Annotated in this window: 19 protein-coding genes and 1 pseudogene; 12 read left to right on the top strand and 8 right to left on the bottom strand. The window is 55.3% G+C overall.

The window, feature by feature from the left end; genetic code table 11:
* Window positions 1–197: 197 nt before the first annotated feature.
* Complete coding sequence (locus ACH1XZ_RS04490; protein ID WP_395594482.1) at window positions 198–2,573, top strand: glucose/quinate/shikimate family membrane-bound PQQ-dependent dehydrogenase; 2,376 nt, start codon at window positions 198–200, stop codon at window positions 2,571–2,573.
* A gap of 21 nt (window positions 2,574–2,594) precedes the next feature.
* A pseudogene (locus ACH1XZ_RS04485) lies at window positions 2,595–2,717 on the top strand (hypothetical protein); the annotation flags it as partial.
* Here the strand turns inward: ACH1XZ_RS04485 and ACH1XZ_RS04480 are convergent.
* From ACH1XZ_RS04480 to cybB, 6 genes are all read right to left on the bottom strand, one after another.
* Window positions 2,714–4,411, bottom strand: a complete 1,698-nt coding sequence (locus ACH1XZ_RS04480; protein WP_395594481.1) for a methyl-accepting chemotaxis protein — start codon at window positions 4,409–4,411, stop codon at window positions 2,714–2,716. The pseudogene ACH1XZ_RS04485 and the gene ACH1XZ_RS04480 sit on opposite strands and share 4 nt — an antisense overlap.
* Window positions 4,412–4,548: 137 nt before the next feature.
* A complete protein-coding gene (locus ACH1XZ_RS04475) occupies window positions 4,549–5,667 on the bottom strand; it encodes an S-(hydroxymethyl)glutathione dehydrogenase/class III alcohol dehydrogenase (protein WP_395594480.1) in 1,119 nt (372 codons plus the stop codon).
* A gap of 22 nt (window positions 5,668–5,689) precedes the next feature.
* The gene (locus ACH1XZ_RS04470; RefSeq protein ID WP_035893201.1) at window positions 5,690–5,965 is read right to left on the bottom strand and encodes a metal/formaldehyde-sensitive transcriptional repressor; all 276 of its coding nucleotides are present in this window, start codon (window positions 5,963–5,965) and stop codon (window positions 5,690–5,692) included.
* Between the two features lie 182 nt (window positions 5,966–6,147).
* Window positions 6,148–6,747 (bottom strand): hypothetical protein, encoded by a 600-nt coding sequence (locus ACH1XZ_RS04465; RefSeq protein WP_395594479.1) that lies wholly within the window; start codon window positions 6,745–6,747, stop codon window positions 6,148–6,150.
* A 188-nt stretch (window positions 6,748–6,935) separates the two neighbouring features.
* The gene (leuE, locus tag ACH1XZ_RS04460; protein WP_395594478.1) at window positions 6,936–7,574 is read right to left on the bottom strand and encodes a leucine efflux protein LeuE; all 639 of its coding nucleotides are present in this window, start codon (window positions 7,572–7,574) and stop codon (window positions 6,936–6,938) included.
* A 70-nt stretch (window positions 7,575–7,644) separates the two neighbouring features.
* Window positions 7,645–8,172 (bottom strand): cytochrome b561, encoded by a 528-nt coding sequence (cybB, locus tag ACH1XZ_RS04455; RefSeq protein WP_395594477.1) that lies wholly within the window; start codon window positions 8,170–8,172, stop codon window positions 7,645–7,647.
* Between the two features lie 226 nt (window positions 8,173–8,398).
* Here cybB and gap point away from each other — a divergent pair, with 226 nt between their 5' ends.
* The 3 genes from gap (at window position 8,399) to ACH1XZ_RS04440 (ending at window position 11,336) form a co-directional block, all read left to right on the top strand.
* Entirely contained in the window at window positions 8,399–9,400 is a 1,002-nt protein-coding gene (gene gap, locus ACH1XZ_RS04450) for a type I glyceraldehyde-3-phosphate dehydrogenase (RefSeq protein WP_395594476.1), read from the top strand.
* 123 nt (window positions 9,401–9,523) lie between these two features.
* Window positions 9,524–10,300 (top strand): isocitrate lyase/PEP mutase family protein, encoded by a 777-nt coding sequence (locus ACH1XZ_RS04445; RefSeq protein WP_395594475.1) that lies wholly within the window; start codon window positions 9,524–9,526, stop codon window positions 10,298–10,300.
* Window positions 10,284–11,336 carry a bifunctional transcriptional activator/DNA repair enzyme AdaA gene (locus ACH1XZ_RS04440; RefSeq protein ID WP_395594474.1) on the top strand — a complete coding sequence of 351 codons (1,053 nt, stop codon included), beginning with the start codon at window positions 10,284–10,286 and terminating at the stop codon, window positions 11,334–11,336. Before ACH1XZ_RS04445 ends, ACH1XZ_RS04440 begins: the two co-directional genes overlap by 17 nt.
* 156 nt (window positions 11,337–11,492) lie before the next feature.
* Here ACH1XZ_RS04440 and aldA read toward each other — a convergent pair whose 3' ends face one another.
* Complete coding sequence (gene aldA, locus ACH1XZ_RS04435; protein WP_395594473.1) at window positions 11,493–12,938, bottom strand: aldehyde dehydrogenase; 1,446 nt, start codon at window positions 12,936–12,938, stop codon at window positions 11,493–11,495.
* A 224-nt stretch (window positions 12,939–13,162) separates the two neighbouring features.
* Here aldA and ACH1XZ_RS04430 point away from each other — a divergent pair, with 224 nt between their 5' ends.
* The gene (locus tag ACH1XZ_RS04430) at window positions 13,163–13,690 is read left to right on the top strand and encodes a hypothetical protein (RefSeq protein WP_395594472.1); all 528 of its coding nucleotides are present in this window, start codon (window positions 13,163–13,165) and stop codon (window positions 13,688–13,690) included.
* 28 nt (window positions 13,691–13,718) lie between these two features.
* Here ACH1XZ_RS04430 and ACH1XZ_RS04425 read toward each other — a convergent pair whose 3' ends face one another.
* Window positions 13,719–14,513: a YdcF family protein gene (locus ACH1XZ_RS04425; protein WP_395594471.1), complete on the bottom strand. Its 795-nt coding sequence runs from the start codon at window positions 14,511–14,513 to the stop codon at window positions 13,719–13,721.
* 361 nt (window positions 14,514–14,874) lie between these two features.
* Here ACH1XZ_RS04425 and ACH1XZ_RS04420 point away from each other — a divergent pair, with 361 nt between their 5' ends.
* From ACH1XZ_RS04420 to ACH1XZ_RS04395, 6 genes are all read left to right on the top strand, one after another.
* Window positions 14,875–16,197: an MFS transporter gene (locus ACH1XZ_RS04420; protein ID WP_395594470.1), complete on the top strand. Its 1,323-nt coding sequence runs from the start codon at window positions 14,875–14,877 to the stop codon at window positions 16,195–16,197.
* Window positions 16,198–16,406: 209 nt separating this feature from the next.
* On the top strand, window positions 16,407–16,838 hold the full coding sequence (locus tag ACH1XZ_RS04415; RefSeq protein WP_395594700.1) for a MarR family winged helix-turn-helix transcriptional regulator: 432 nt from the start codon (window positions 16,407–16,409) through the stop codon (window positions 16,836–16,838).
* Complete coding sequence (locus ACH1XZ_RS04410) at window positions 16,838–18,490, top strand: MFS transporter (RefSeq protein WP_395594469.1); 1,653 nt, start codon at window positions 16,838–16,840, stop codon at window positions 18,488–18,490. The genes ACH1XZ_RS04415 and ACH1XZ_RS04410 overlap by 1 nt, the downstream gene beginning before the upstream one ends.
* A gap of 24 nt (window positions 18,491–18,514) precedes the next feature.
* A complete protein-coding gene (locus ACH1XZ_RS04405; RefSeq protein ID WP_395594468.1) occupies window positions 18,515–19,600 on the top strand; it encodes an HlyD family secretion protein in 1,086 nt (361 codons plus the stop codon).
* Entirely contained in the window at window positions 19,597–20,973 is a 1,377-nt protein-coding gene (locus ACH1XZ_RS04400; RefSeq protein ID WP_395594467.1) for an efflux transporter outer membrane subunit, read from the top strand. Before ACH1XZ_RS04405 ends, ACH1XZ_RS04400 begins: the two co-directional genes overlap by 4 nt.
* Window positions 20,974–20,994: 21 nt before the next feature.
* Entirely contained in the window at window positions 20,995–21,654 is a 660-nt protein-coding gene (locus ACH1XZ_RS04395; protein WP_395594466.1) for an O-methyltransferase, read from the top strand.

Raw genomic sequence — 21,654 nt, 5'->3', positions numbered from 1 at the left:
TTTATTAACAATTGCGCAATGCAATTTAACAGATCTATCATATCCATAATTTAACCAAATGGTTCATGCGTGATTGCATATACAAACTAAATACCTCATTTAGAAGCACGTTAACATTTCATTCAAAACAAAAGCACAGCACAAAACACACCACATGGTTCAACTGTGCGCATTTTGCTGTTTTTAAGGAGAACGGTATGGCAACTGGCAACGTGCCACGAGGATTCCCACGGGTCCTGCAGTGGCTTCTTATCACGCTGATGTTGATCGTCGGCCTGGCTATCGGCGCGCTGGGGGCTAAGCTCGCCAGCGTCGGTGGCACCTGGTTCTTTACGCTGATGGGGATTGTAATGGTGGTCAGCGCCATTCTGATCGCCCGTCAGCGTCGCGGCGGGATTGTACTGTACGCGTTGGCGTTTATTGTGGCGATCGTCTGGTCTATCAGCGATGCGGGCTGGGATTTCTGGCCACTCTTCTCGCGCCTGTTTACCTTTGGCGTACTGGCGTTTCTTTGTGCGCTGGTATGGCCGTTTATGTCCCACGCGCAGCCTGCGAAAAAAGGCCCGGCATTTAGCCTCGCCGGGATTATCGCCGTTATCCTGCTGGTGAGCGTTGGCGGTATGTTCAAGCCGCAGACGCTGGTCTCCGCGACGGAATCGGTACCGGTTAAACCGGTAGCGCCAGGCGAAGCGCAGAAAAACTGGGAGCATTGGGGTAACACCACTCACGGCGACCGTTTTGCCGCGTTAGACCAGATCAACAAGCAGAATATCGATAAGCTGCAGATCGCATGGGTTGCTCATACGGGTGATATTCCACAGAGCAACGGTTCAGGTGCCGAAGATCAGAATACCCCGTTGCAGGTTGGCGACACGCTGTTCGTCTGCACGCCGTACAGTAAAGTGCTGGCGCTGGATGTCGATTCCGGTAAAGAGAAATGGCGTTACGATTCAAAAGCTACCGCACCAAACTGGCAGCGCTGCCGTGGTCTCGGTTATTTTGAGGACACTCAGGCACTGACCACGCCAGCCACGGCGACGCAACCCGCCGCCTGCCCGCGTCGTCTATTCCTGCCGACTACGGATGCCCGTCTGATTGCCATCAACGCCGATAACGGCAAAGTGTGCGACGACTTTGGCAACCACGGTGTGGTTGATCTCAGCGTCGGTATGGGCGACATCAAACCGGGCTACTACCAGCAGACCTCTACGCCATTAGTGGCGGGTAACGTGGTGGTGGTCGGTGGTCGCGTTGCCGATAACTTCTCTACCGGAGAACCACCGGGCGTGGTTCGTGCCTATGATGTCCACACCGGCAAACTTGCCTGGGCATGGGATCCGGGCAACCCGAACCTGACCGGCTTGCCACCAGAGGGCATGACCTACACGCGCGGAACGCCGAACGTCTGGTCCGCCATGTCTTATGACGCGAAGCTGAACCTGGTTTATCTGCCAACCGGTAACGCCACCCCAGATTTCTGGGCCGGTGAGCGTACCGCGCTCGACGATAAATACAGCTCCTCTATCGTGGCGGTAGACGCCACCACCGGTAAAGTACGCTGGCACTATCAAACCACCCACCACGACCTGTGGGACTTCGACCTGCCATCTCAGCCGCTGCTGTACGACCTGCCAGATGGTAAAGGCGGCACAACGCCGGTGCTGGTCCAAACCAGTAAACAGGGCATGATCTTTATGCTCAACCGTGAAACCGGCGAGCCGGTAGCCAAAGTCGAAGAACGTCCGGTTCCGGCGGGTAACGTTCCTGGCGAACGCTATTCTCCTACTCAGCCTTACTCCGTCGGCATGCCGATGATCGGCAACGAGCAGTTGAAAGAGTCCGATATGTGGGGCGCTACGCCGATTGACCTGCTGCTGTGCCGCATTCAGTTTAAAGAGATGCGTCATCAGGGCATCTTCACCCCACCGGGCGAAGACCGCTCCCTGCAGTATCCTGGCTCACTGGGTGGGATGAACTGGGGCAGCGTATCCGTTGACCCGAACAACAGCCTGATGTTCGTTAACGATATGCGTTTGGGTCTGGCGAACTACATGGTGCCGCGCGCCAATGTTGCGAAGAATGCCAGCGGCATTGAGATGGGTATTGTTCCGATGGACGGTACGCCGTATGGCGCAATGCGCGAGCGTTTCCTGTCTCCGCTGGGTATTCCGTGCCAGAAACCACCGTTTGGCACCATGTCTGCGGTGGATCTGAAGTCTGGGAAAATCGTCTGGCAGGTACCGGTTGGTACGGTTGAAGATACTGGGCCGCTGGGCATTCGCATGCATATGCCGATTCCTATCGGGATGCCTACGCTCGGCGCGTCGCTCTCGACTCAATCTGGCCTGTTGTTCTTCGCCGGTACCCAGGATTTCTATCTGCGCGCGTTTGATACCGCAACCGGGAAAGAGATCTGGAAAGACCGTCTGCCGGTCGGCAGCCAGTCTGGCCCAATGACCTATGTGTCACCGAAAACCGGCAAACAGTACATCGTGATTAACGCGGGTGGTGCACGCCAGTCGCCGGATCGCGGTGACTACATCATTGCCTACGCGCTGCCGGATAGCCACTGATAGTCTAACTATCGTGCGCGTATTGTGCCTGATGGCGCTGCGCTTATCAGGCCTACGCAGCCTCGTCACCTTTACGGTGGCGAGGTTTTTTTTGGTAGGCCGGATAAGGCGTTTACGCCGCCATCCGGCAAGGCACTCGCTTAAAACGTTTCCCAGTTATCCGCGCCTGCGGTGGCCGCCGCCGGGCGAGCTGGGTTAAACGTCGATTTTGCCGCGGTTTTAACCGCTTCAACACGTTCACTGGCCTGTAAGCGGAAAGTGCCAACCGCTTCGGTTAAGCGCGCCGCCTGCTCTTCCAGTGAAGCCGCCGCCGCAGAAGCTTCCTCCACCAGCGAGGCGTTCTGCTGAGTGACGTTATCCATCTCGGTCACCGCCTGGCTCACCTGTTGAATACCACGGTTCTGCTCATCAGAAGCCGCCGCAATCTCCAGCATGATGTCGGTCACGCGTTTCACCGCATCAACAATATCGGTCATCGTGGTCCCCGCGCGCACCACTTCATCAGATCCGCGTTCAATCAACGTCACCGATTCGCTGATAAGCCCTTCAATCTCTTTTGCCGCCTGGGCGCTACGGCTTGCCAGCGTGCGAACTTCGCTGGCCACCACCGCAAACCCGCGCCCCTGCTCGCCCGCACGCGCCGCTTCGACCGCGGCGTTCAGCGCCAGAATGTTAGTCTGGAACGCAATGCTGTTAATCACCGAAGTGATTTCCGAGATTTTCTTCGAACTGGTCGAGATGCTGCCCATCGTTGATACCACGCCCGAGACCAGTTGACCGCCGCGAGTGGCTTTGCCGGAAGCATCTTCCGCCAGCTTACTGGCATGGTGAGCGTTCTCGGCGTTCTGTTTTACCGTCGCTGCGAGCTGTTCCATGCTAGCCGCCGTCTGTTCAATGGCCGCTGCTTGCTGTTCGGTACGTGAGGAGAGATCGGTATTACCCACGGAGATTTCGCTGGTTCCGCGATAAATCTCTTCTGCGCCCTGACGCACAGTCCCCACGGTTTGCACCAGCGCATGCTGCATTTTTTGCAGGTTGCCGTTGAGCTGGCCAATTTCGCTACGTCCGACTGGTTCATCTGCCATGGTGAGATTACCGCTGGCAATCTGGGCAATACGCGCGCCCGCTCGCTGCAACGGCAGGATCACCACGCTACGCAGGGTCGTAAAGGTGATGATGGTCATCACGACGGCAAGGATAAAGGCACCGACCATAAACATCACGCCGAGGCGGGTACGGTCATGCGCTAACGTCGCAAGCTGGTTAGCCCGCGCGGTACGAATATCAATCACCTTCAGGCGCACGTCGTTATAGGCGTCGTCGAGGGCGCGCGCCTGCTCGCTTTCATAGTTGATGATGGCTTCGAACATGCCATTTTTGGCATATTTCAGCATCGGTGCCATGCCGTCTAAATAGGCGCTATAACGCTGATTCATTTCAGCATCCAGCGCTTCATCGGCCGCCGTTTTCACGCTGCGATTGGTGTAGAGTTTGAACCCGTCCTGAGAGTGTTTAATTCTGCTTTCAGCCGCCGCCAGGTTTTTCTTCATGCTCTCCATTTCGGCGATACGGCTGTCCGCCCCGGCATGAATCATCATAATACGGGCTTCACGCAGGTAGTTGGCGCTGTCAGAAAGCCCAACGCGAACCTGCAGCTCCTGCGTCACATCACGCTGGTCGTTATCGGCTTTCCACATAAAATAGCCTGCCAGCCCTGAACTCAAGGCAAACAGCACCAGAATGCCGCCCAGCACAAAACCGAAGAACGGCACCAGGCGGATATGATGCAGAAAGCTGACCTTTTGCGAGCGATTCGGCTGCGCGGATTTTTTTTCCATGAGTAACTCTCTTGTACTTGAGGTAAGTAATAGAGTCATCGGCCATAGACGCTGATTTCTTATCAGGAAAGATGCGAAACGTAAGGTGGGTCACACTTCAGAAAACCAGCGGGAGGATCCCGCTGGTTGAGGGAGGATTATTTATCGCCGAAATGAATTACGGTACGGATAGATTTCCCTTCGTGCATCAGATCGAATGCTTCGTTGATCTGGTCTAACGGCAGACGGTGGGTAATAAACGGGTCGAGCTGGATTGTGCCCGCCATCGCCTCTTCTACCATCCCCGGCAGTTGGGTACGGCCCTTCACGCCGCCGAACGCCGAACCACGCCATACGCGGCCTGTCACCAACTGGAACGGACGGGTTTTAATTTCCTGACCCGCACCGGCCACGCCGATGATGATGCTTTCGCCCCAGCCTTTATGGCAGCATTCCAGCGCCGAACGCATGACGTTAACGTTGCCAATACATTCAAAGCTGAAGTCCACGCCGCCGTCGGTCAGTTCAACGATCACATCCTGAACCGGTTTATCGTAGTCTTTCGGGTTGATAAAGTCGGTGGCACCCATTTCACGCGCTAACGTGAATTTATCCGGGTTGGTATCCACGGCCAGAATGCGTCCGGCTTTCGCCTGCACCGCGCCCTGAATAACCGCTAAACCAATGCCGCCGAGCCCGAAGACCGCCACGGTGTCGCCTTCTTTCACTTTCGCCGTGTTATGCACCGCGCCAATCCCGGTGGTGACACCGCAGCCCAGCAGACAGACTTTGTCCAGCGGCGCCTGTGGGTTAACTTTCGCCAGTGAAATTTCTGCACAGACGGTGTACTCACTGAAGGTACTGGTGCCCATGTAGTGATAGATAGGTTCCCCGTTATAGGAAAAACGGGTGGTGCCGTCCGGCATCAGACCTTTACCCTGCGTGGCGCGCACGGCCTGACAGAGGTTAGTTTTGCCTGATTTACAGAACTTACACTCGCCGCATTCGGCGGTATAAAGTGGGATCACATGGTCGCCAGGCTTGAGGCTGGTAACGCCTTCGCCGACTTCAACCACCACGCCGCCGCCTTCATGGCCAAGCACCGCCGGGAATACGCCTTCCGGGTCATCGCCCGACAGCGTAAAAGCATCGGTATGGCAAACGCCGGTATGGGTGATTTTGACCAGCACTTCGCCCTTTTTCGGCGGCGCCACGTCAATTTCAACAATTTTCAGCGGCTGACCTGGGCCAAACGCAACTGCAGCACGTGATTTCATAACTGTCTTTTCCATTAGGGGATTATTTTAAATAGGAGCGAAGCAGGAGACCTACCTCAGCCATGCGCACCGCGCGCTGATCCGGCGTGGTTTCACCGCTCACCAGTTCATCTTTAAGGTGCATCTCAACCATTTCACCCATCAGGCCGTTAGAGGCCCCGCGAATAGAGGCAATCTGCTGCAGGATGGTCAGGCAGGAGTCACCCGACTCCAGCGCGCGCTCCAGGGCTTCAACCTGCCCTTTGATACGACGTACCCGGCTTAACGCCCGTTTTTTGTCTTCGAGTGAATGCGGCATAGCCCCTCCGATAGTATAGGGGGGTATACTATCAAGTTCATTGTGCTGATGTAAAATAAATGTTCTAAATTTTAACTTTGCTCAAGAGCATAGACCCCCCCACGCGGGTTTACTCCCCCAGAGGTCTAAGTTTAGACGTTTATGACGATGACCGTGGTACAGGCCTATGCCGTCAGGGTTATCTAGAGAGCATGTTTTGCTTGTTCATCATTAACCTGCTGCTGCTCTGAAACAATGCTGTCCATACTGTCAGCGACATACGTAATTTTTAATGTCCCGTATCCGCGCGAATAGCCCACTAACTCGATTGACACGCCATGATAAAACGAGGCATAGCCACCGCAGCCCTGATAGGCCAGACATTGGTAAAACTCATCTTTTCCGGTATACGTCATCTTACCGGTATATTCGTAGGACTCCGCTCTACCATATTTTTTACTTAGGATGGTCTTATACTTAAGATAATTTTTTATTCCCTCATCGCCGTAGGCATCCCGGATAAAATCCTTAGATAAAATAATTTTCACCAGACCATGTTGGTTATGCACCACGCCGTAAATACTATCAAAATCATTTAATTTCTTAGGCGCTCGCTTAATATAATACAGCGTGGTGCTGTCTTTTTTATTAACCCTAAGCTTTTCGGCTGAATACTTTCGAACTAAATCTACTGCGGAGGTGTGCCATGTCAGCCCCACCGGAGCAGGCAACGCTGTCTCAGCAAAAGCCATTCTGGCGCACAGCGAAAATAAAACCATGGAGATAAGAAATCCCTTCTTCATCTTATAAGTCCCCTATCCATAAAAAATCACCATAGCACCAGGAAAATATATCCAGACAGAGATAATCCTCAAGATAGGCAAATTTAGGATTTTATAAAGATAAAGGCGTGGTCGACTTATGCCGTCATACTATTCTGAAAGGGAAATAACGGGGAGACCCGATAGTGGCTATCGGGTCAATCATGCTATCAAGACTGGAGGGTCGCCAGGCGGGCCGCAAAGCCGACAAACACCAGGCCAATCAGGCTGTTGCCGATTTTTGCCAGTTTTTTACGCGTTTTCACATAGCGCGTCACCAGCGAGCCGGAGACGATAAGGAAGCTCAGATAGGTAAAGCTCACGATTTCCAGCGTCAGCGCCAGAATAAAGAACGCCAGACCAGGGGTTTTCGCGTGGACATCAATAAACTGCACGAAGAATGAGACGTAGAACAGAATCGCTTTCGGGTTGGTCAGGCTCAACGTTAACGCACGCTTGAAGATGGCGTGGCCCGGCTCCGCGGCTTCATCATGTTCGGCATTTTTACGCTTAAGGGTGCTGTAGAGCATCTTGCCGCCGAGATAGAGCAGATAAATGGCCCCAAGGTAGCGCACAATATTGAACAGTACCGGCGTGGTTTTAATCAGCGTGGCAACGCCTGCGAACGAGAGAGACATCAACACGGCATCGCCAATAAAGACCGCAAGCGCCGCCATGTATCCTTTGCGGATACCGTGTGACACGCCGGTCTTTAGCACGAAGAAGGTATTCGGCCCCGGCACCAGAATAATAAAAATGGCCCCGAGCAAATAGGTCCAGTAATTAAGCACACCAAAATCTGCGAACACCCTGTTCTCTCCATTCATAAGCCAAATATATGACTTATGGTAGCGCAGAGAACAGGGAGTTGAAAGCAGGTTAACGCTTACGCGGCATCATGCGCAGCAGCGTGTTGTCCTTCCAGAGGTAGTGGTGCGCCAGCGCGGCAAGCGCGTGCAGGCCAATCAGCCAGTAGCCGAGGTTCGCGAGGAACACGTGATAGTGTTTCAGCGTATCCACAAGGTCAAAATTCCCCTCTGCGGCATGCGGCATGGTGAGGCCAAACGCCAGCCACGGATTACCGCGGTTATACATCATTACCAGCCCAATCAGCGGTAGCGCAATAAACAGCAGATAGATAGCCAGGTGCCCCAGATGCGCCATCCCGGTCATCATCGGCTTTGGCTTCGGCACAATAGGCGGCGCCGGGCGCTTCAGGCGAATGAGAAGACGCGCCACCATCAGCACCAGCACGCTGATCCCACAAGACACGTGGATCATGTTAATGACTGGGCGGTCGCTGCGGGGGAAAAATCCGCGCAGTTCCATCGCCGCGTAGGCTACCACCACCAGCAGAAATACCAGCCAGTGGATGGCAATTTGTAAGCGGGAATATTTATCGTTCATCGCCAAAATACTCTGAGAAGTAACATAAAAAAGCAAAATAGCCGCGATTCATTAAAATTTCATTAACTTTTTCAAATCGATACAAATTAAATTTTCGCGACAACGTTGCTCTTCCCGGCATGCTGAACTAAGCCTGGACAGGTGAAATACATAATCCACACTTATTAATTGAATCAATCTGACGTACGCGTATTGGGCGGGTTCCCATCACTGATAGGAGAGCACCATGAGTAAAATTGGCATTAACGGGTTTGGGCGCATTGGTCGTCTGGTTCTGCGCCGTTTACTGGAAGTATCCAGCAGTCATGAAGTGGTCGCGATTAACGATCTGACCTCCCCCAAAGTTCTGGCCTACTTATTGAAGCATGACTCCAACTACGGCCCGTTCCCGTGGAGCGTTGATTACAACGATAACGCGCTGATTGTGAATGGTAAAACCATTACCGTTTACGCAGAAAAAGAGGCGCAAAATATTCCGTGGACCGCCCAGGGCGCAGAGCTGATTGTCGAATGTACCGGCTTCTATACCTCGACGGAGAAATCGCAGGCGCATATTGATGCCGGGGCAAAAAAAGTGCTGGTCTCCGCGCCTGCTGGCGATATGAAAACCCTGGTTTTTAACGTCAACGACGATACGCTAAACGCCAGCGATAAAATTATCTCCGTGGCGTCCTGCACCACCAACTGTCTGGCGCCAATGGCCAAAGCCCTCCACGACGCATTCGGCATTGAGGTGGGGACCATGACCACTATCCATGCCTATACCGGCACGCAGTCGCTGGTTGATGGGCCACGAGGCAAAGACCTGCGCGCGTCTCGCGCCGCGGCGGAGAACATCATCCCGCACACCACCGGGGCGGCAAAAGCGATTGGCCTGGTGATCCCCGCACTAAGCGGCAAGCTGAAGGGCCATGCGCAGCGCGTGCCAACGAAAACAGGGTCAGTGACCGAACTGGTCTCTATCCTCGGTAAGAAAGTCACCGCCGATGAAGTGAACCAGGTGATGAAGAACGCCGCGCACAACAATGAATCGTTTGGCTATACCGAGGAGGAGATTGTCTCTTCCGATATTATCGGCACCCATTTCGGCTCCGTTTTCGACGCGACCCAAACCGAAGTGACCGAAGCGGGCGGTCTGCAGCTCGTCAAAACGGTCTCCTGGTACGATAACGAATATGGCTTTGTGACCCAGTTGATTCGCGTGCTGGAAAAATTCGCCAAAATGTAAACGCATCGGCGGGCGGCACCACGCCCCCGCCGTTTCCACGCAAAAAATGGTCGTCTGATTTTCGGTTGCTGCCCTTTTGCCCTCTGCGACACACTCCGCTTGCACACACAACCGGAGAACCTCATGAACTTTACCCAACTGCACCATCAAAGCGCTCCGCTGCTCATTGCGAATGTCTGGGACGTCCCGAGCGCCCTCGCCGCACAACGTGCCGGTTATCAGGCGCTGGGCACCTCCAGCTCCGCCATTGCCGAAATGTTGGGATATCCCGATGGTGAAGAGATGTCATTTGCCGAGCTGCACTATATTGTGGGCCGCATCCGCACCGCCACGATGCTGCCGCTGAGCGTGGATATTGAATCTGGCTATGCCGTATCCGTGGACGGTATCGTGAATAATGTGCTGCAACTGTCCGCGCTTGGCGTAGCGGGAATCAATCTGGAAGACAGCCACGTCCGCGACGGCCGCCGTGAACTCCTGGATGCTAAACTTTTTGCCGAGCGCCTACGCGCCATTCGGGAGAGATTAACAGCGCACCGCGTTTCGCTGTTTCTGAACGTGAGAACAGACCCCTTTTTGCTCGGCATACCAGATGCATTAAGCGTGACACTGTCACGCGCATCATTATATGCCAACCACGGTGCGGATGGTCTGTTTGTTCCCTGTGTTCACCGCCCTGACGATATTGCGGCGTTAGTCCAGCAAACCGCGCTGCCGCTGAACGTGATGGCCGTACCCCGGCTGGCTGATTTCGCCGCGCTGGCAGAACTGGGCGTGCGGCGAATTTCCATGGGCAATGCCGTACATAGTGCATTACAAACCCAGCTAAACCGTCTACTGTTATCGCTTCGCCATCAGCAGTCCTTTGCAGGAGTCTTTGACGATGAAAGTCACCGATAGCGCCCAATGCGATACCTGGTACCAGGCGCTGCTGGCACGTGTCTCGGAGTATACCGGCGTCTTTTATGTCGGGGTGAAAACTACCGGCGTGTTCTGCATCGCGGTTTGTCGGGCGCGCAAGCCTAAACGTGAAAACGTCGAGTTTTACCGTGATGTTAAGTCGGCGCTGGACGCAGGCTATCGCCCCTGCAAAGTTTGTCGACCAACGGAAAACGCCTGTAGCGCGCCTGATTATATTGAACAGGCGCTGGCGCTGGTTCGTCAGACACCTAAAGCGCGCATCAGCGATACCCAGCTTCGTGATAGCCACATCAGCCCGGAGCGCGTTCGCCGCTGGTTCTTACAGCATCACGGCATTACCTTTCAGGCTTTCCAGCGTATGCAGCGGGTTAACGTTGCGTTGCAGGAACTCAAAAGCGGCCGTAGCGCCACGGATGTGGCCTTTGATAGCGGCTACGAGTCGCTGAGCGGCTTCGGCTACACCTACAAAAAGCTCACCGGCCATTCGCCTACGACGGCACAGCAGACGCTACTCATTCACCGCTTTACCACGCCGATTGGGCCGATGTTCGTTTGCGCCAGCGAGCGCGGGGTCTGTCTGTTGGAATTTGTTGACCGCCGAATGCTTGAGACCGAATTGAGCGATCTCCAGCGCCTGCTGAACGCCCGCATTATTGCCGGTCAAAACGACCATATCCGCCAGGCAGAAAAAGAGATCGCCGAGTATTTCGCCGGTAAGCGTGTGAGGTTTACGCTGGCGCTGGATACGCCGGGCAGTGAATTCCAGCGCCGTGTCTGGCAGGCGTTGGCAGAGATACCCTGCGGGGAAAGCACCCATTATCAGGCGCTGGCGGAAACGCTCAATAAACCCACTGCCGCTCGCGCCGTGGCAGCCGCTAACGGTGCCAACCGCATTGCTATCGTCATCCCCTGCCATCGGGTGATTGGCAAAGACGGCAGCATGACCGGCTACGGCGGCGGTGTGGCCCGTAAGCGCTGGTTGCTGGAGCATGAGAAAAAGACGGCAGAACGGTGAGTTCCCGGCGTCACGTTGCTCGACCGGGCTACTTTCAGTTGTAGGCCGGATAAGGCAACGCCGCCATCCGGCAATCTGCGCCGAATGGCCTGATGGCGCTGCGCTTATCAGGCCCACAAAACCCGTCGGTTGGCCGAGCGACGCCGGGATGAGCGTTTAACCCTGAGTTTGCAAATAGACCATCTGCGTTTGCAGATACTCATTCAGCCCATGCTTACCGTCCGCGCCGCCGATACCGGACTTACGCCAACCCGCATGGAACCCCTGCATCGCTTCAAAGTTTTCGCGGTTAATGTAGGTTTCACCAAACTTCAGACCGCGCACGGCCTTCATCGCCTGGTTGAGATCCCGGGTATAAACCGACGACGTCAGGCCGTAGTCGCTGTCGTTGGCCATCTGCAATGCCTCATCCAACGTATCGAACATCACCACCGGCAGCACCGGACCAAAGGTCTCTTCGTGCATGATGCTCATCTCCTGACGAACGTCCAGCAGCAGCGTCGGCGGATAGAAATAGCCCGCGCCCTCGACAGCTTTGCCACCAAGTACCACTCGCGCCCCCTGGGAAATGGCTTTCGCGACTTTTTGCTCCACGCGCTCCAGCGCGGCAGCATTAATCAGCGGTCCCATGGCAATATCGTTGCGTTTTGCCGGGTCGCCAAATGCCACCGCCTTCATCGCTTCGCCCAATTTATTGACGAAGCGGTCGTAAATGCCTTTCTGCACGTAAACGCGCTCAGCGCAGTTACAGACCTGCCCGGTGTTGATGACGCGGGAGTCAACAATCGCTTTCACCGCCAGCTCCAGGTCTGCGTCGTCCAGCACAATCGCCGGTGCTTTACCGCCGAGTTCAAGGCAAACTTTGGTGATATTTTTCGCTGCGGCGGCCATAATTTTCTCGCCTGCCCCGACGCTGCCGGTCATGCTGACCATGGCCACTTTCGGGTTGCCCGCCAGTTCCTGACCAACGGTTTCACCGCGTCCCAGCACCAGGTTGAAGACGCCTTTAGGCAAGCCAATCTCGTGGACGATTTCAGCAAAAGCGATGGCGTTATTCGGCGTAAATTCACTCGGCTTAATCACGATGGTGTTACCGGTGATAAGCGCAGGCGCGAGCTTGCGTGCAATCAGGAAGAACGGGAAGTTCCACGGCAGAATACCGGTGGTGACGCCCAGCGCGCGTTTAAAGACAAAGATGTTCTCCCCTGGACGGTCGCTTTGCAGGATTTCCCCTTCATAACGGCGCGCCCACTCCGCCATGTATTCGATGTAGTCCGCGGTGAATCCCACTTCGACTTCCGCCAGCTGTTGAATTTTGCCTCCCTCGGCCACAATCATCTGGCTGATTTCTGCCGCGCGCGCGCGGATACCGGCGGCAATTTTACGCAACCATCCGGCGCGTTCGATAGCAGGCAACGCTTCCCATGCTGGCTGTGCACGCTCAGCGGCATCAATCGCCCGCTTCGCATGCTCGGCGTCACCATCAGGAATTCGGGAAAGGCACTCTTCGGTCGACGGGTTTATCACATCAATCCAGCTATCGCCCTGCCAGCTGACGAACTGACCATCAATATACATCGGATGTTGCACGGGTGACGTCATGTCCTGCTCCTGTCTGCGTTAGGTAGTTAACAAGTAAAAATATTGTTAAATACATATACACTTTGGCAACTTTTCCAACTGGTCATGTCCGTTTCTGTGAAGCAACACGAAAAGATAGTTCGCTAATTTTTTTTCATCCCCAGTGCCGATTGAACTACGGTTTATCGCATAAGCACTATCATTGAATATATTGTCTTCTTGTTTCGGTTTTACCGAGTTCAATCATGCATAAAATCCCAGCCGTACTGGCATTTACGTCGGCCCTGCTGCCGGCCACTTTCAGCTTTGCTGATGAGATTAATCTCTACTCCGTTAATACCGGTTCATTTGTTTACCACCTGACGGGTAACCATGGGCAATATACTGAAGAGTTCGACAACAACTACTTCTCCGTCGAACGTAAATTTTCTGAGGATTCGAAATATAGCCTGCTGGTCGGGACGATGAAAAACAGCTTCGATGACCGTTGTTTTTCGATAGGCGTACGCCGGGACTGGATGAAAGGCAGTGGCTCTACCGAAGGCTGGACGTTTAAAGGGGTTTACGCCTATACGGGCGAATTCTTTTTTGATGCCTTCAGCCACTGCGGGGATTCCGGCACCTATCATACGGCGAAAAAAATCACTGGCGTGGGCTTCTCGCCTTACATCTATCATGGGTTGCAATACAACTTCACCGACTATTTCGGCATCGAAAGCGGCATTATTTTACCGTCGATTTTTGTCATTACCGTGCAGTGGAGTTTTCGTTAATCCGACCGTTCCGTCGGTCGGGTAGCTATTATCCCAGCGTACGACTGGCTAATACCTGTTGAAGTTGAGGGTCAGCGCTAAGTTGCCCCCAGGCGGCCTCCACTTCAGCAGGAATATCGACGTGAGCAATAAAATCTTTACCGCGTGGACCATAACCCTGCGCATCATCACGAAGGCGTGGAACTTCCCCGAGCAGCAGCGACAAATAGCGCGCCACCGGCCATAGCCCCGCTTCTGCCTGGCGATAGCTAACGCCTTCTTCCGTGTTGACCAGTTCCGGCACGTAGCCCGGATAGCTTAACCATTGCGGTGCGTTTTCCACCCCTTGCCAGACGCGGGCAAAGGTTGCCATGGTGCGGCGCTGCATGGTCGGGTCCTGCACCACCGTCACGCTGGCAGCGTTGATACCGCGCGTTTCCATCACCCGCCGGGTAAACCCGGCGTTCTCACCGCAGTTCGTCGACTGGTCTTCCACCACGATGCGCTCTCGCGGGATCTGCCAGAAGCGATGCGCAATTTCCGCCAGCAGCGTCGCCTCCGCCTCCCCATTCGTTTCGATGCTTTTATAGCGCGGGTGCTGGGCCATCGCTTCATAGAGGAAGTTGGTCGAATGCCCAATACCGCCGCTAATTAACATCGAGCCGCCGTTTTCGCTGACCAACCGGCAAGCGGCATCGATGGTGGGCATCACCGCATTTCCCGCCATCACCACCCACTGCGTTTCCTCAGCCTTCGGCGAGGCGGCAAAATCATTTTGCGCCAGCCAGCGACCCAGTAAGTTGGCCGCCATTAGCGTTTCCTGCGGTAAATATGACAGGTTCATGGTCTTCTCTACTCTCCTCAGTCGTGCAAATTTGGCGGCATAGCTTCACGTTAACCACACTATTTTGTAACAACAATGAAATAACCAGAAACATCTAAAAACAGCACGGTTGCACCTGAATAAAACACTATTTTTATAGTATTAACCAGATTTTAATTCCGCCATAATAAGCATTATTAGTGAAATAAAACTAAAATGCCGCTCGTTTTTACTCACAAATTTCATTACCACGCTTGCCAAAGATAACGCTCATATCTAAGTTGCTTAACAAACACACAACCTTTTTCACAATCCAGGTTGCACCATTCAAACAAAAAAGGTGACACCTGATTTTAACCCAATGTGGCGGGAGTTATTCTTCATGACAATACAAGAAAGTAGCACCACGATCCTGAAAAAGAATAAGAGGGTCCTGATTGCTAGCCTGACCGGCAGTTCCATTGAATGGTTTGACTATTTTTTATACGGGACAGCCGCCGCACTGGTGTTTAATAAGATTTTTTTCCCGATGGTTGACCCGGTCATCGGCCTGATTCTCTCCTACCTTTCCTTCTCGCTCACCTTCTTTATTCGCCCGATTGGCGGCGTGATTTTTGCCCACATTGGCGACCGTATCGGTCGTAAAAAGACGCTGGTGTTAACCCTGTCACTGATGGGGAGTGCAACCGTGATGATTGGCCTGCTGCCGACCTATGACATGATTGGTATCTGGGCGCCCATTCTACTCATTCTGATGCGTATTATTCAGGGGATTGGCATCGGCGGTGAATGGGGCGGCGCGCTGCTGCTGGCCTATGAATACGCGCCGGAAAAGCGTAAAGGCTTCTTTGGCAGTATCCCGCAGGCGGGCGTAACAATTGGCATGCTGATGGCCACCTTTATCGTCTCGCTGATGACCCTGTTCAGCGAAGAACAGTTCCTCTCCTGGGGCTGGCGCATCCCGTTCCTGATGAGCGCGGCGCTGGTGCTGGTTGGCCTGTGGATCCGTAAAGATATCGATGAAACGCCGGAGTTCAAGAAGGTGAAATCCTCCGGCAAAGTGGCTAAAGCGCCGCTGCGCGAAACCCTGACCCATCACTGGCGTGAAGTCATTATCGCCGCTGGCCTGAAGGTGGTGGAAACCGCACCGTTCTACATCTTCTCCACTTTCGTTGTGAGCTACGCCACCACGACCCTGACCTATCAGAAATCACAGGTGCTGGAAGCCGTCACGCTTGGCGCGCTGGTGTCAACGGTGATGATCCCGTTGATGGGCCTGCTCTCCGATAAAATCGGTCGTCAGCGGATGTACGCCATCAGCGTCGTACTGCTGGGTCTGTTTATCGTGCCGTGGTTCCTGCTGCTGAATACCGGCACCACCTGGGGCATCACCGTGGCGACGGTTATTACCTTCGGCATTCTGTGGTCGCCTATCACCGCGGTGCTGGGTACCCTGTGCTCAGAAATCTTCAGCGCCAACGTGCGCTATACCGGCATCACGCTGGGTTATCAGATTGGCGCTGCGCTGGCGGGCGGTACCGCACCGCTGATTGCGACCGGTCTGCTGGCGAAATACAACGGCGATTGGGTACCGGTGGCCTGGTATCTGGCGGCCACGGTGGCAATTTCTTTGACGGCGATTTTCTTTGCCAGCCGTCGGAAAAATCACGCGACCTCGGTAAACGCGCAGACCAGCCAGATTTAACCCGTAGGCCCGATAAGCGAAGCGCCATCGGGCTGCATTGAGCACAGTGCCGGATGGCGGCTTCGCCTTATCCGGCCTACAACTACAACCCATCCCATAGCAAACAAATAATCACCCTTCTGTAACATTTATTTTTCACATTCACTTGAATTATGGTTTTCGGCGAACGTAAAATCATTAGAGCTCTAATGATTGTGAACACATCGCCTATGGATAACCGTCAGCTTAATTTTTCGCATCTCCTCTATCTCACCGCCCACCACTGGCGGCTGGCGATAAACCGTCGGCTGAAAGATCTTGGTATGAGCCAGGCCACGTGGGTCGCCGTGGCCAGCATTGCGCGCAACGAACAGCCGCTATCGCAAGCTGAACTGGCTCAGGAGTTGGGGGTAGAAAGCGCCACCGTGGTGCCGCTGATTAACAAACTGGTAGAGGCCGGACTGGTCGAGCGAGTGCTCACCGAGCGTGATAAACGTAAACGGCTGCTGGTCGCGACGCCAAAAGGCCTTGAGCTTTATCACCAGGTGAAAACCGTGGCGGATGAGCTACGTGAAGAGATTCTGACGGTGATTACCCCAGAAGAACAAGAGATTACCCAGCGCGTACTCACCCGGCTGCTGCGCGAAGTGGAGAAAAAATAATGGCTCCACCGCGCCGCGACCCCTACGCCCCGCACGACTGGGCGCCTCACGAAAAACCGGCGATCCTCGGCTCCCCATCAACGCCGATTCACAGTGCGCCAAAGCGTGTCGCCTACGGCATCGTCGGCCTGCTGGTCTGCCTCACCGGGGCGCTCGGCAACGCGGTCGTCACGGCGAATTTGCAAAACCTGCAGGGTTCATTTGCCGCCTGGTCGACGGAAATCGCCTGGCTGCCTGCGGTGTACGTCATGACCAACGTTTCCATTAACCTGCTGCTGGTGAAATTTCGCCAGCAGTTTGGTCTGCGGGCGTTTACCGAAGGCTTTCTGGTGCTCTACGTGCTGGTCACCTTCTTTCACCTGTTCGTCAACGACCTCAGCTCAGCGCTGATGGTACGTGCCGCCCACGGGATGGTGGCGGCGGCACTGAGCTCGCTTGGGATCTATTATCAGGTGCAGGCCTGGCCGGCGAAGCATCGCCTGAAAGCGCTGACCATCGGGATAACCGGCTCGTCGCTGGCGATTCCCATCGCGCGCCTGTTCTCTACCGAACTGCTGCAAATTGACGAATGGCGTGGGCTCTATTTCTTCGAATTAGGCCTGGCGCTGGTGTCGCTTGCCTGCGTTATCGCCCTTAAGCTACCGCCAAGCGACCGTAAAAAGGTGTTCGAGAAGAAAGATTTTATCACCTTTATTTTACTGGCCCCCGGTATGGCGTTGATATGCGCGGTGCTGTCGCTAGGACGTCTGGACTGGTGGTTTGAAGCCCCCTGGATAGGCTGGTCGCTCGCCGCCGCGATTGTGCTGATCGTCAGCGCCATTATCTTTGAGCAGAACCGTACCAATCCGCTGTTGAACATCCGATGGCTCTCCAGCGGCAGTATCCTGCGTCTGGGGCTGATTATGGTGCTTATCCGTATCGTACTGGCGGAGCAGAACACCGGCGTTATCGGCTGGCTTCAGTACGTGGGGCTGCAAAACGAGCAGATGACAACGCTGGCCTGGTCAATTTTTGCCGGGATTACCTGCGGGATTATCGCCAGTTGCCTGACGCTCAACCCAAGCCGCCTCTACTGGCCTATCGCCACTGCGCTGACGCTCATCATGATAGCCTCACTGCTGGACAGCCAGTCCACCAGCCTGACGCGCCCTGACCAACTGATGTTCAGCCAGTTCTTGCTCGGCTTCGGCAGCGCCTTTTTCCTCGCGCCCGCCATGCTTGCCGGTATCGGCGGCGTCATTGCCGACCAGCGAAATCTGGTGAGCTTCTCGGTGCTGTTTGGCATGAGCCAGAACGTTGGCGGCCTGCTCGGTTCGGCTATCCTCGGCACCTTTCAGACCTGGCGAGAGAAGTTTCACTCGAGCCAGCTTGCCGACCAGATAACCACCCTCAATCCGTTGATTAACGAGCGGCTACAGCTTTATGCCCAGCAGTATCAGAGCCAGCTAGGCGACAGCGCGCTGCTGAATGTTCAGGCCAGCACCGTGCTGCAAAACCTCTCCACGCTGGAGGCCAATATTCTCGCCTACAATGACACTTACCTGCTGACGGCGGCTATTTCTGCCGCCACGCTGCTGTGGGTGTTCTGGCGTTTATTAAGACTGCGTATTACCGCCCATATCGCGCTGAAACGTGCGACGGGCAGCAAATAACAACAAGAGAGATCTGGAATCGTTATGAGTCAGCAGGATGCGGCCCAACAACAGGCCAATACCCGAAACAATATCCGCGTGGTATCCATTTTTACCGCCGCGGCGATCGGCCTCGTCGGCGTACTGGTTGTCCTGTACGCCTGGCAGCTACCGCCGTTTACCCGCCACAGTCAGTTTACCGATAACGCCTACGTGCGCGGCCTGACCACCTTTATCAGCCCGCAGGTCAACGGCTACGTGACCGGGGTAAACGTGCAGGACTTTAACCAGGTCAAAAAGGGCCAGGTGCTGTTCCAGATTGATGACCGTATCTATAAGCAGCGTGTGCATCAGGCACAGGCGCAGCTGGCGATGAAGGAAGCGGCGCTGCGCAATAACCTTCAGCAGCGTAAAAGCGCCGAAGCAGTGATTGCGCGTAATGAAGCGGCGCTGCAAAACGCCCGCGCGCAGAATCTGAAATCGCAGGCGGATTTAAAGCGCGTACAAGATCTGACCGCCGACGGTTCGCTGTCGATTCGCGAGCGTGACTCGGCGCGTGCCAGCGCCGCCCAGGGCACCGCAGATATCGAGCAGGCGAAAGCCACGCTGGAGATGTCAAAGCAGGATCTGCAAACCACCATCGTTAACCGGGATTCGCTGGAAGCCGACGTGGCGAACGCAAAAGCCGCGCTGGAGCTGGCGGAAATCGATCTGCAAAACACGCGCATTATCGCCCCCACCGACGGCCAGCTTGGGCAAATCGCCGTACGGCTTGGCGCCTATGTCACCGCCGGTACGCACCTGACGCCGCTGGTGCCGCCGCAGCATTGGGTTATCGCCAACCTGAAAGAGACCCAGCTTGCAACGGTGCGCATTGGCCAACCGGCAACCTTTACCGTCGATGCGCTAAACAGCGAGAAATTCAGCGGCACCGTACAGAGCATTTCACCGGCCACCGGCGTGGAGTTCAGCGCGATATCACCGGATAACGCTACCGGCAACTTTGTTAAAATCGCCCAGCGTATTCCGGTACGTATTGCCGTTGATGAAGGACAGAAAAACCTGCAGCGTCTGCGCCCAGGAATGTCGGTACAGGTCACAATAGATACCCGCGCGGAGGCGAAGCCATGATCCGCCCCGTCGCCCTTGCGCTGGCCTTTGCGCTGGTTGGCTGTCAGTCCGCCGACGTGCAGCGCGCCGAGCCCACATTGACCATTCCTGCAGCCTGGCGCGCCGATATTGGCCCGGCGAGCCCGGTCGAGGGCGTCTGGTGGCGTAACTTTCACGACAGCGCGCTGAATCAGTACGTTGACCAGGCGCTGCGCTACAACAGCGACGTGCTGATCGCTCGCGAGCGGGTAAACGAATACCAGGCGCGCGCCTACGCCGCCGACAGCAGTCTGTTCCCAACCCTTGACGCCGGGCTGACCGGTACCCGCGCACGCGCCCAGTCTGCTGCAACGGGCTTGCCCATTCACAGCACGGTCTATAAAGGCGGATTAACCGCGAGTTACGATGTTGACCTCTGGGGGGCCAATCGCAGCGCCGCCGAGGCTGCTGAAGCCAGCCTGGAAGCACAAAAAGCAGCGGCCGCCGCCGCGGATTTAACAGTCGCCACATCGGTATCCGTCGGCTATATCACCCTGCTGTCGCTCGATGAACAGCTACAGGTCACCGAGCAGACGCTGAAATCCCGCGAAGTGGCGTTTAACCTGGCAAAAAGACAGTTTGAAACGGGCTATACCTCCCGCCTTGAGCTGATGCAGGCTGATTCTGAACTGCGCGCAACCCGCGCTCAGGTGCCGCTGCTGCGCCATCAGATAGCCCAGCAGGAGAACGCGCTGAGCGTGCTGCTTGGCAATAATCCCGGCGACGTTCAACGTAATGCGTTTGATAAACTCACTCCGCTTTCGCTACCGTCGCAGCTGCCCTCGACGCTGCTCAATCGCCGTCCCGATATTGCCCAGGCTCAGCGTCAGCTGATTGCCGCCGATGCCACGCTGGCGTCCTCAAAGGCACAGCTGCTGCCGTCGATAAACCTGACGGCTACCGGCAGTTTACAAGACCGCACCCTGCCAGACCTGCTCGATAACCCGCTGCGGCTGTGGAGCCTAGGCGGCAGCATTCTGGCGCCATTGCTCAACCGTCAGGCCCTGAATGCGCAGGTGGATGTGTCGATGGCCCAGCGCAACCAGGCGCTGTACAGCTATGAAAAAACGGTGCGCGGCGCGTTTAAAGAGGTCAACGATAGTCTCGATGCCATCACCCGCTACGGCGAGCAGCTCACTGAACTTCAGGGGCAAGAAGCGGTGGCGCAAGAGACGCTGCGCATTGCGCAGAACCGATACAACAATGGTTACTCTTCCTATCTTGATGTGCTGGACGCGCAGCGTACCCTGTTCTCAACGCAGATAAGCGTGGTGCAGGTGAAAAACAATCTGCTGCTGGCGCAAATCGATCTTTACCGCTCGCTCGGAGGTGGCTGGTCTTCGCTGTCAGGCTGACAAATACTAAGGGGTGTCACAATGCAAAAACAGTGGTCAGACGTTGATAATTATTTGATAGAGAACCTGATTCCCGACGATGCCGTGCTGTCTCAGGTGCTGGAAAACAACCATCGTGCCGGTCTGCCCGCGCACGACGTGGCAGCTAATCAGGGGCAGTTACTGGCGCTGTTTATCCGCATGGTGGGCGCGAAGTCGATTCTGGAGATAGGTACGCTGGGCGCATACAGCACCATCTGGATGGCCCGCGAACTGCCGCCGGGCGGGCGTTTAATCACCCTCGAAGCCGACCCGCTGCACGCCCGCGTGGCGCGGGAGAACCTCACCCTCGCCGGGCTTGATGAGGTGGTGACGCTGCGCGAAGGCCCAGCGCTGGATTCGCTGGCGACGCTTGAGGATGCCGCGCCGTTTGACGTGATTTTTATTGATGCCGATAAGCCGAATAACCCTTATTACCTGCAATGGGCGCTGAAGTATTCTCGCCCAGGGACGTTGATTATTGGCGATAACGTGGTGCGCGACGGTGAAGTCACCAACCCCAACAGCACCGACGCTCGCGTACAGGGCGTTCGTCGGTTTATTGAGATGATGCATAACGACCCGCGTCTGACGGTCACGGCGCTGCAAACGGTCGGGATTAAGGGGTGGGATGGGTTTACGCTGGCGTGGGTGAACGCGTAG

This window comes from Kluyvera chengduensis (assembly GCF_044197065.1).
Classification (GTDB): Bacteria; Pseudomonadota; Gammaproteobacteria; order Enterobacterales; family Enterobacteriaceae; genus Kluyvera; species Kluyvera ascorbata_C.
This window is presented reverse-complemented; position numbering and strand designations above follow the sequence as displayed.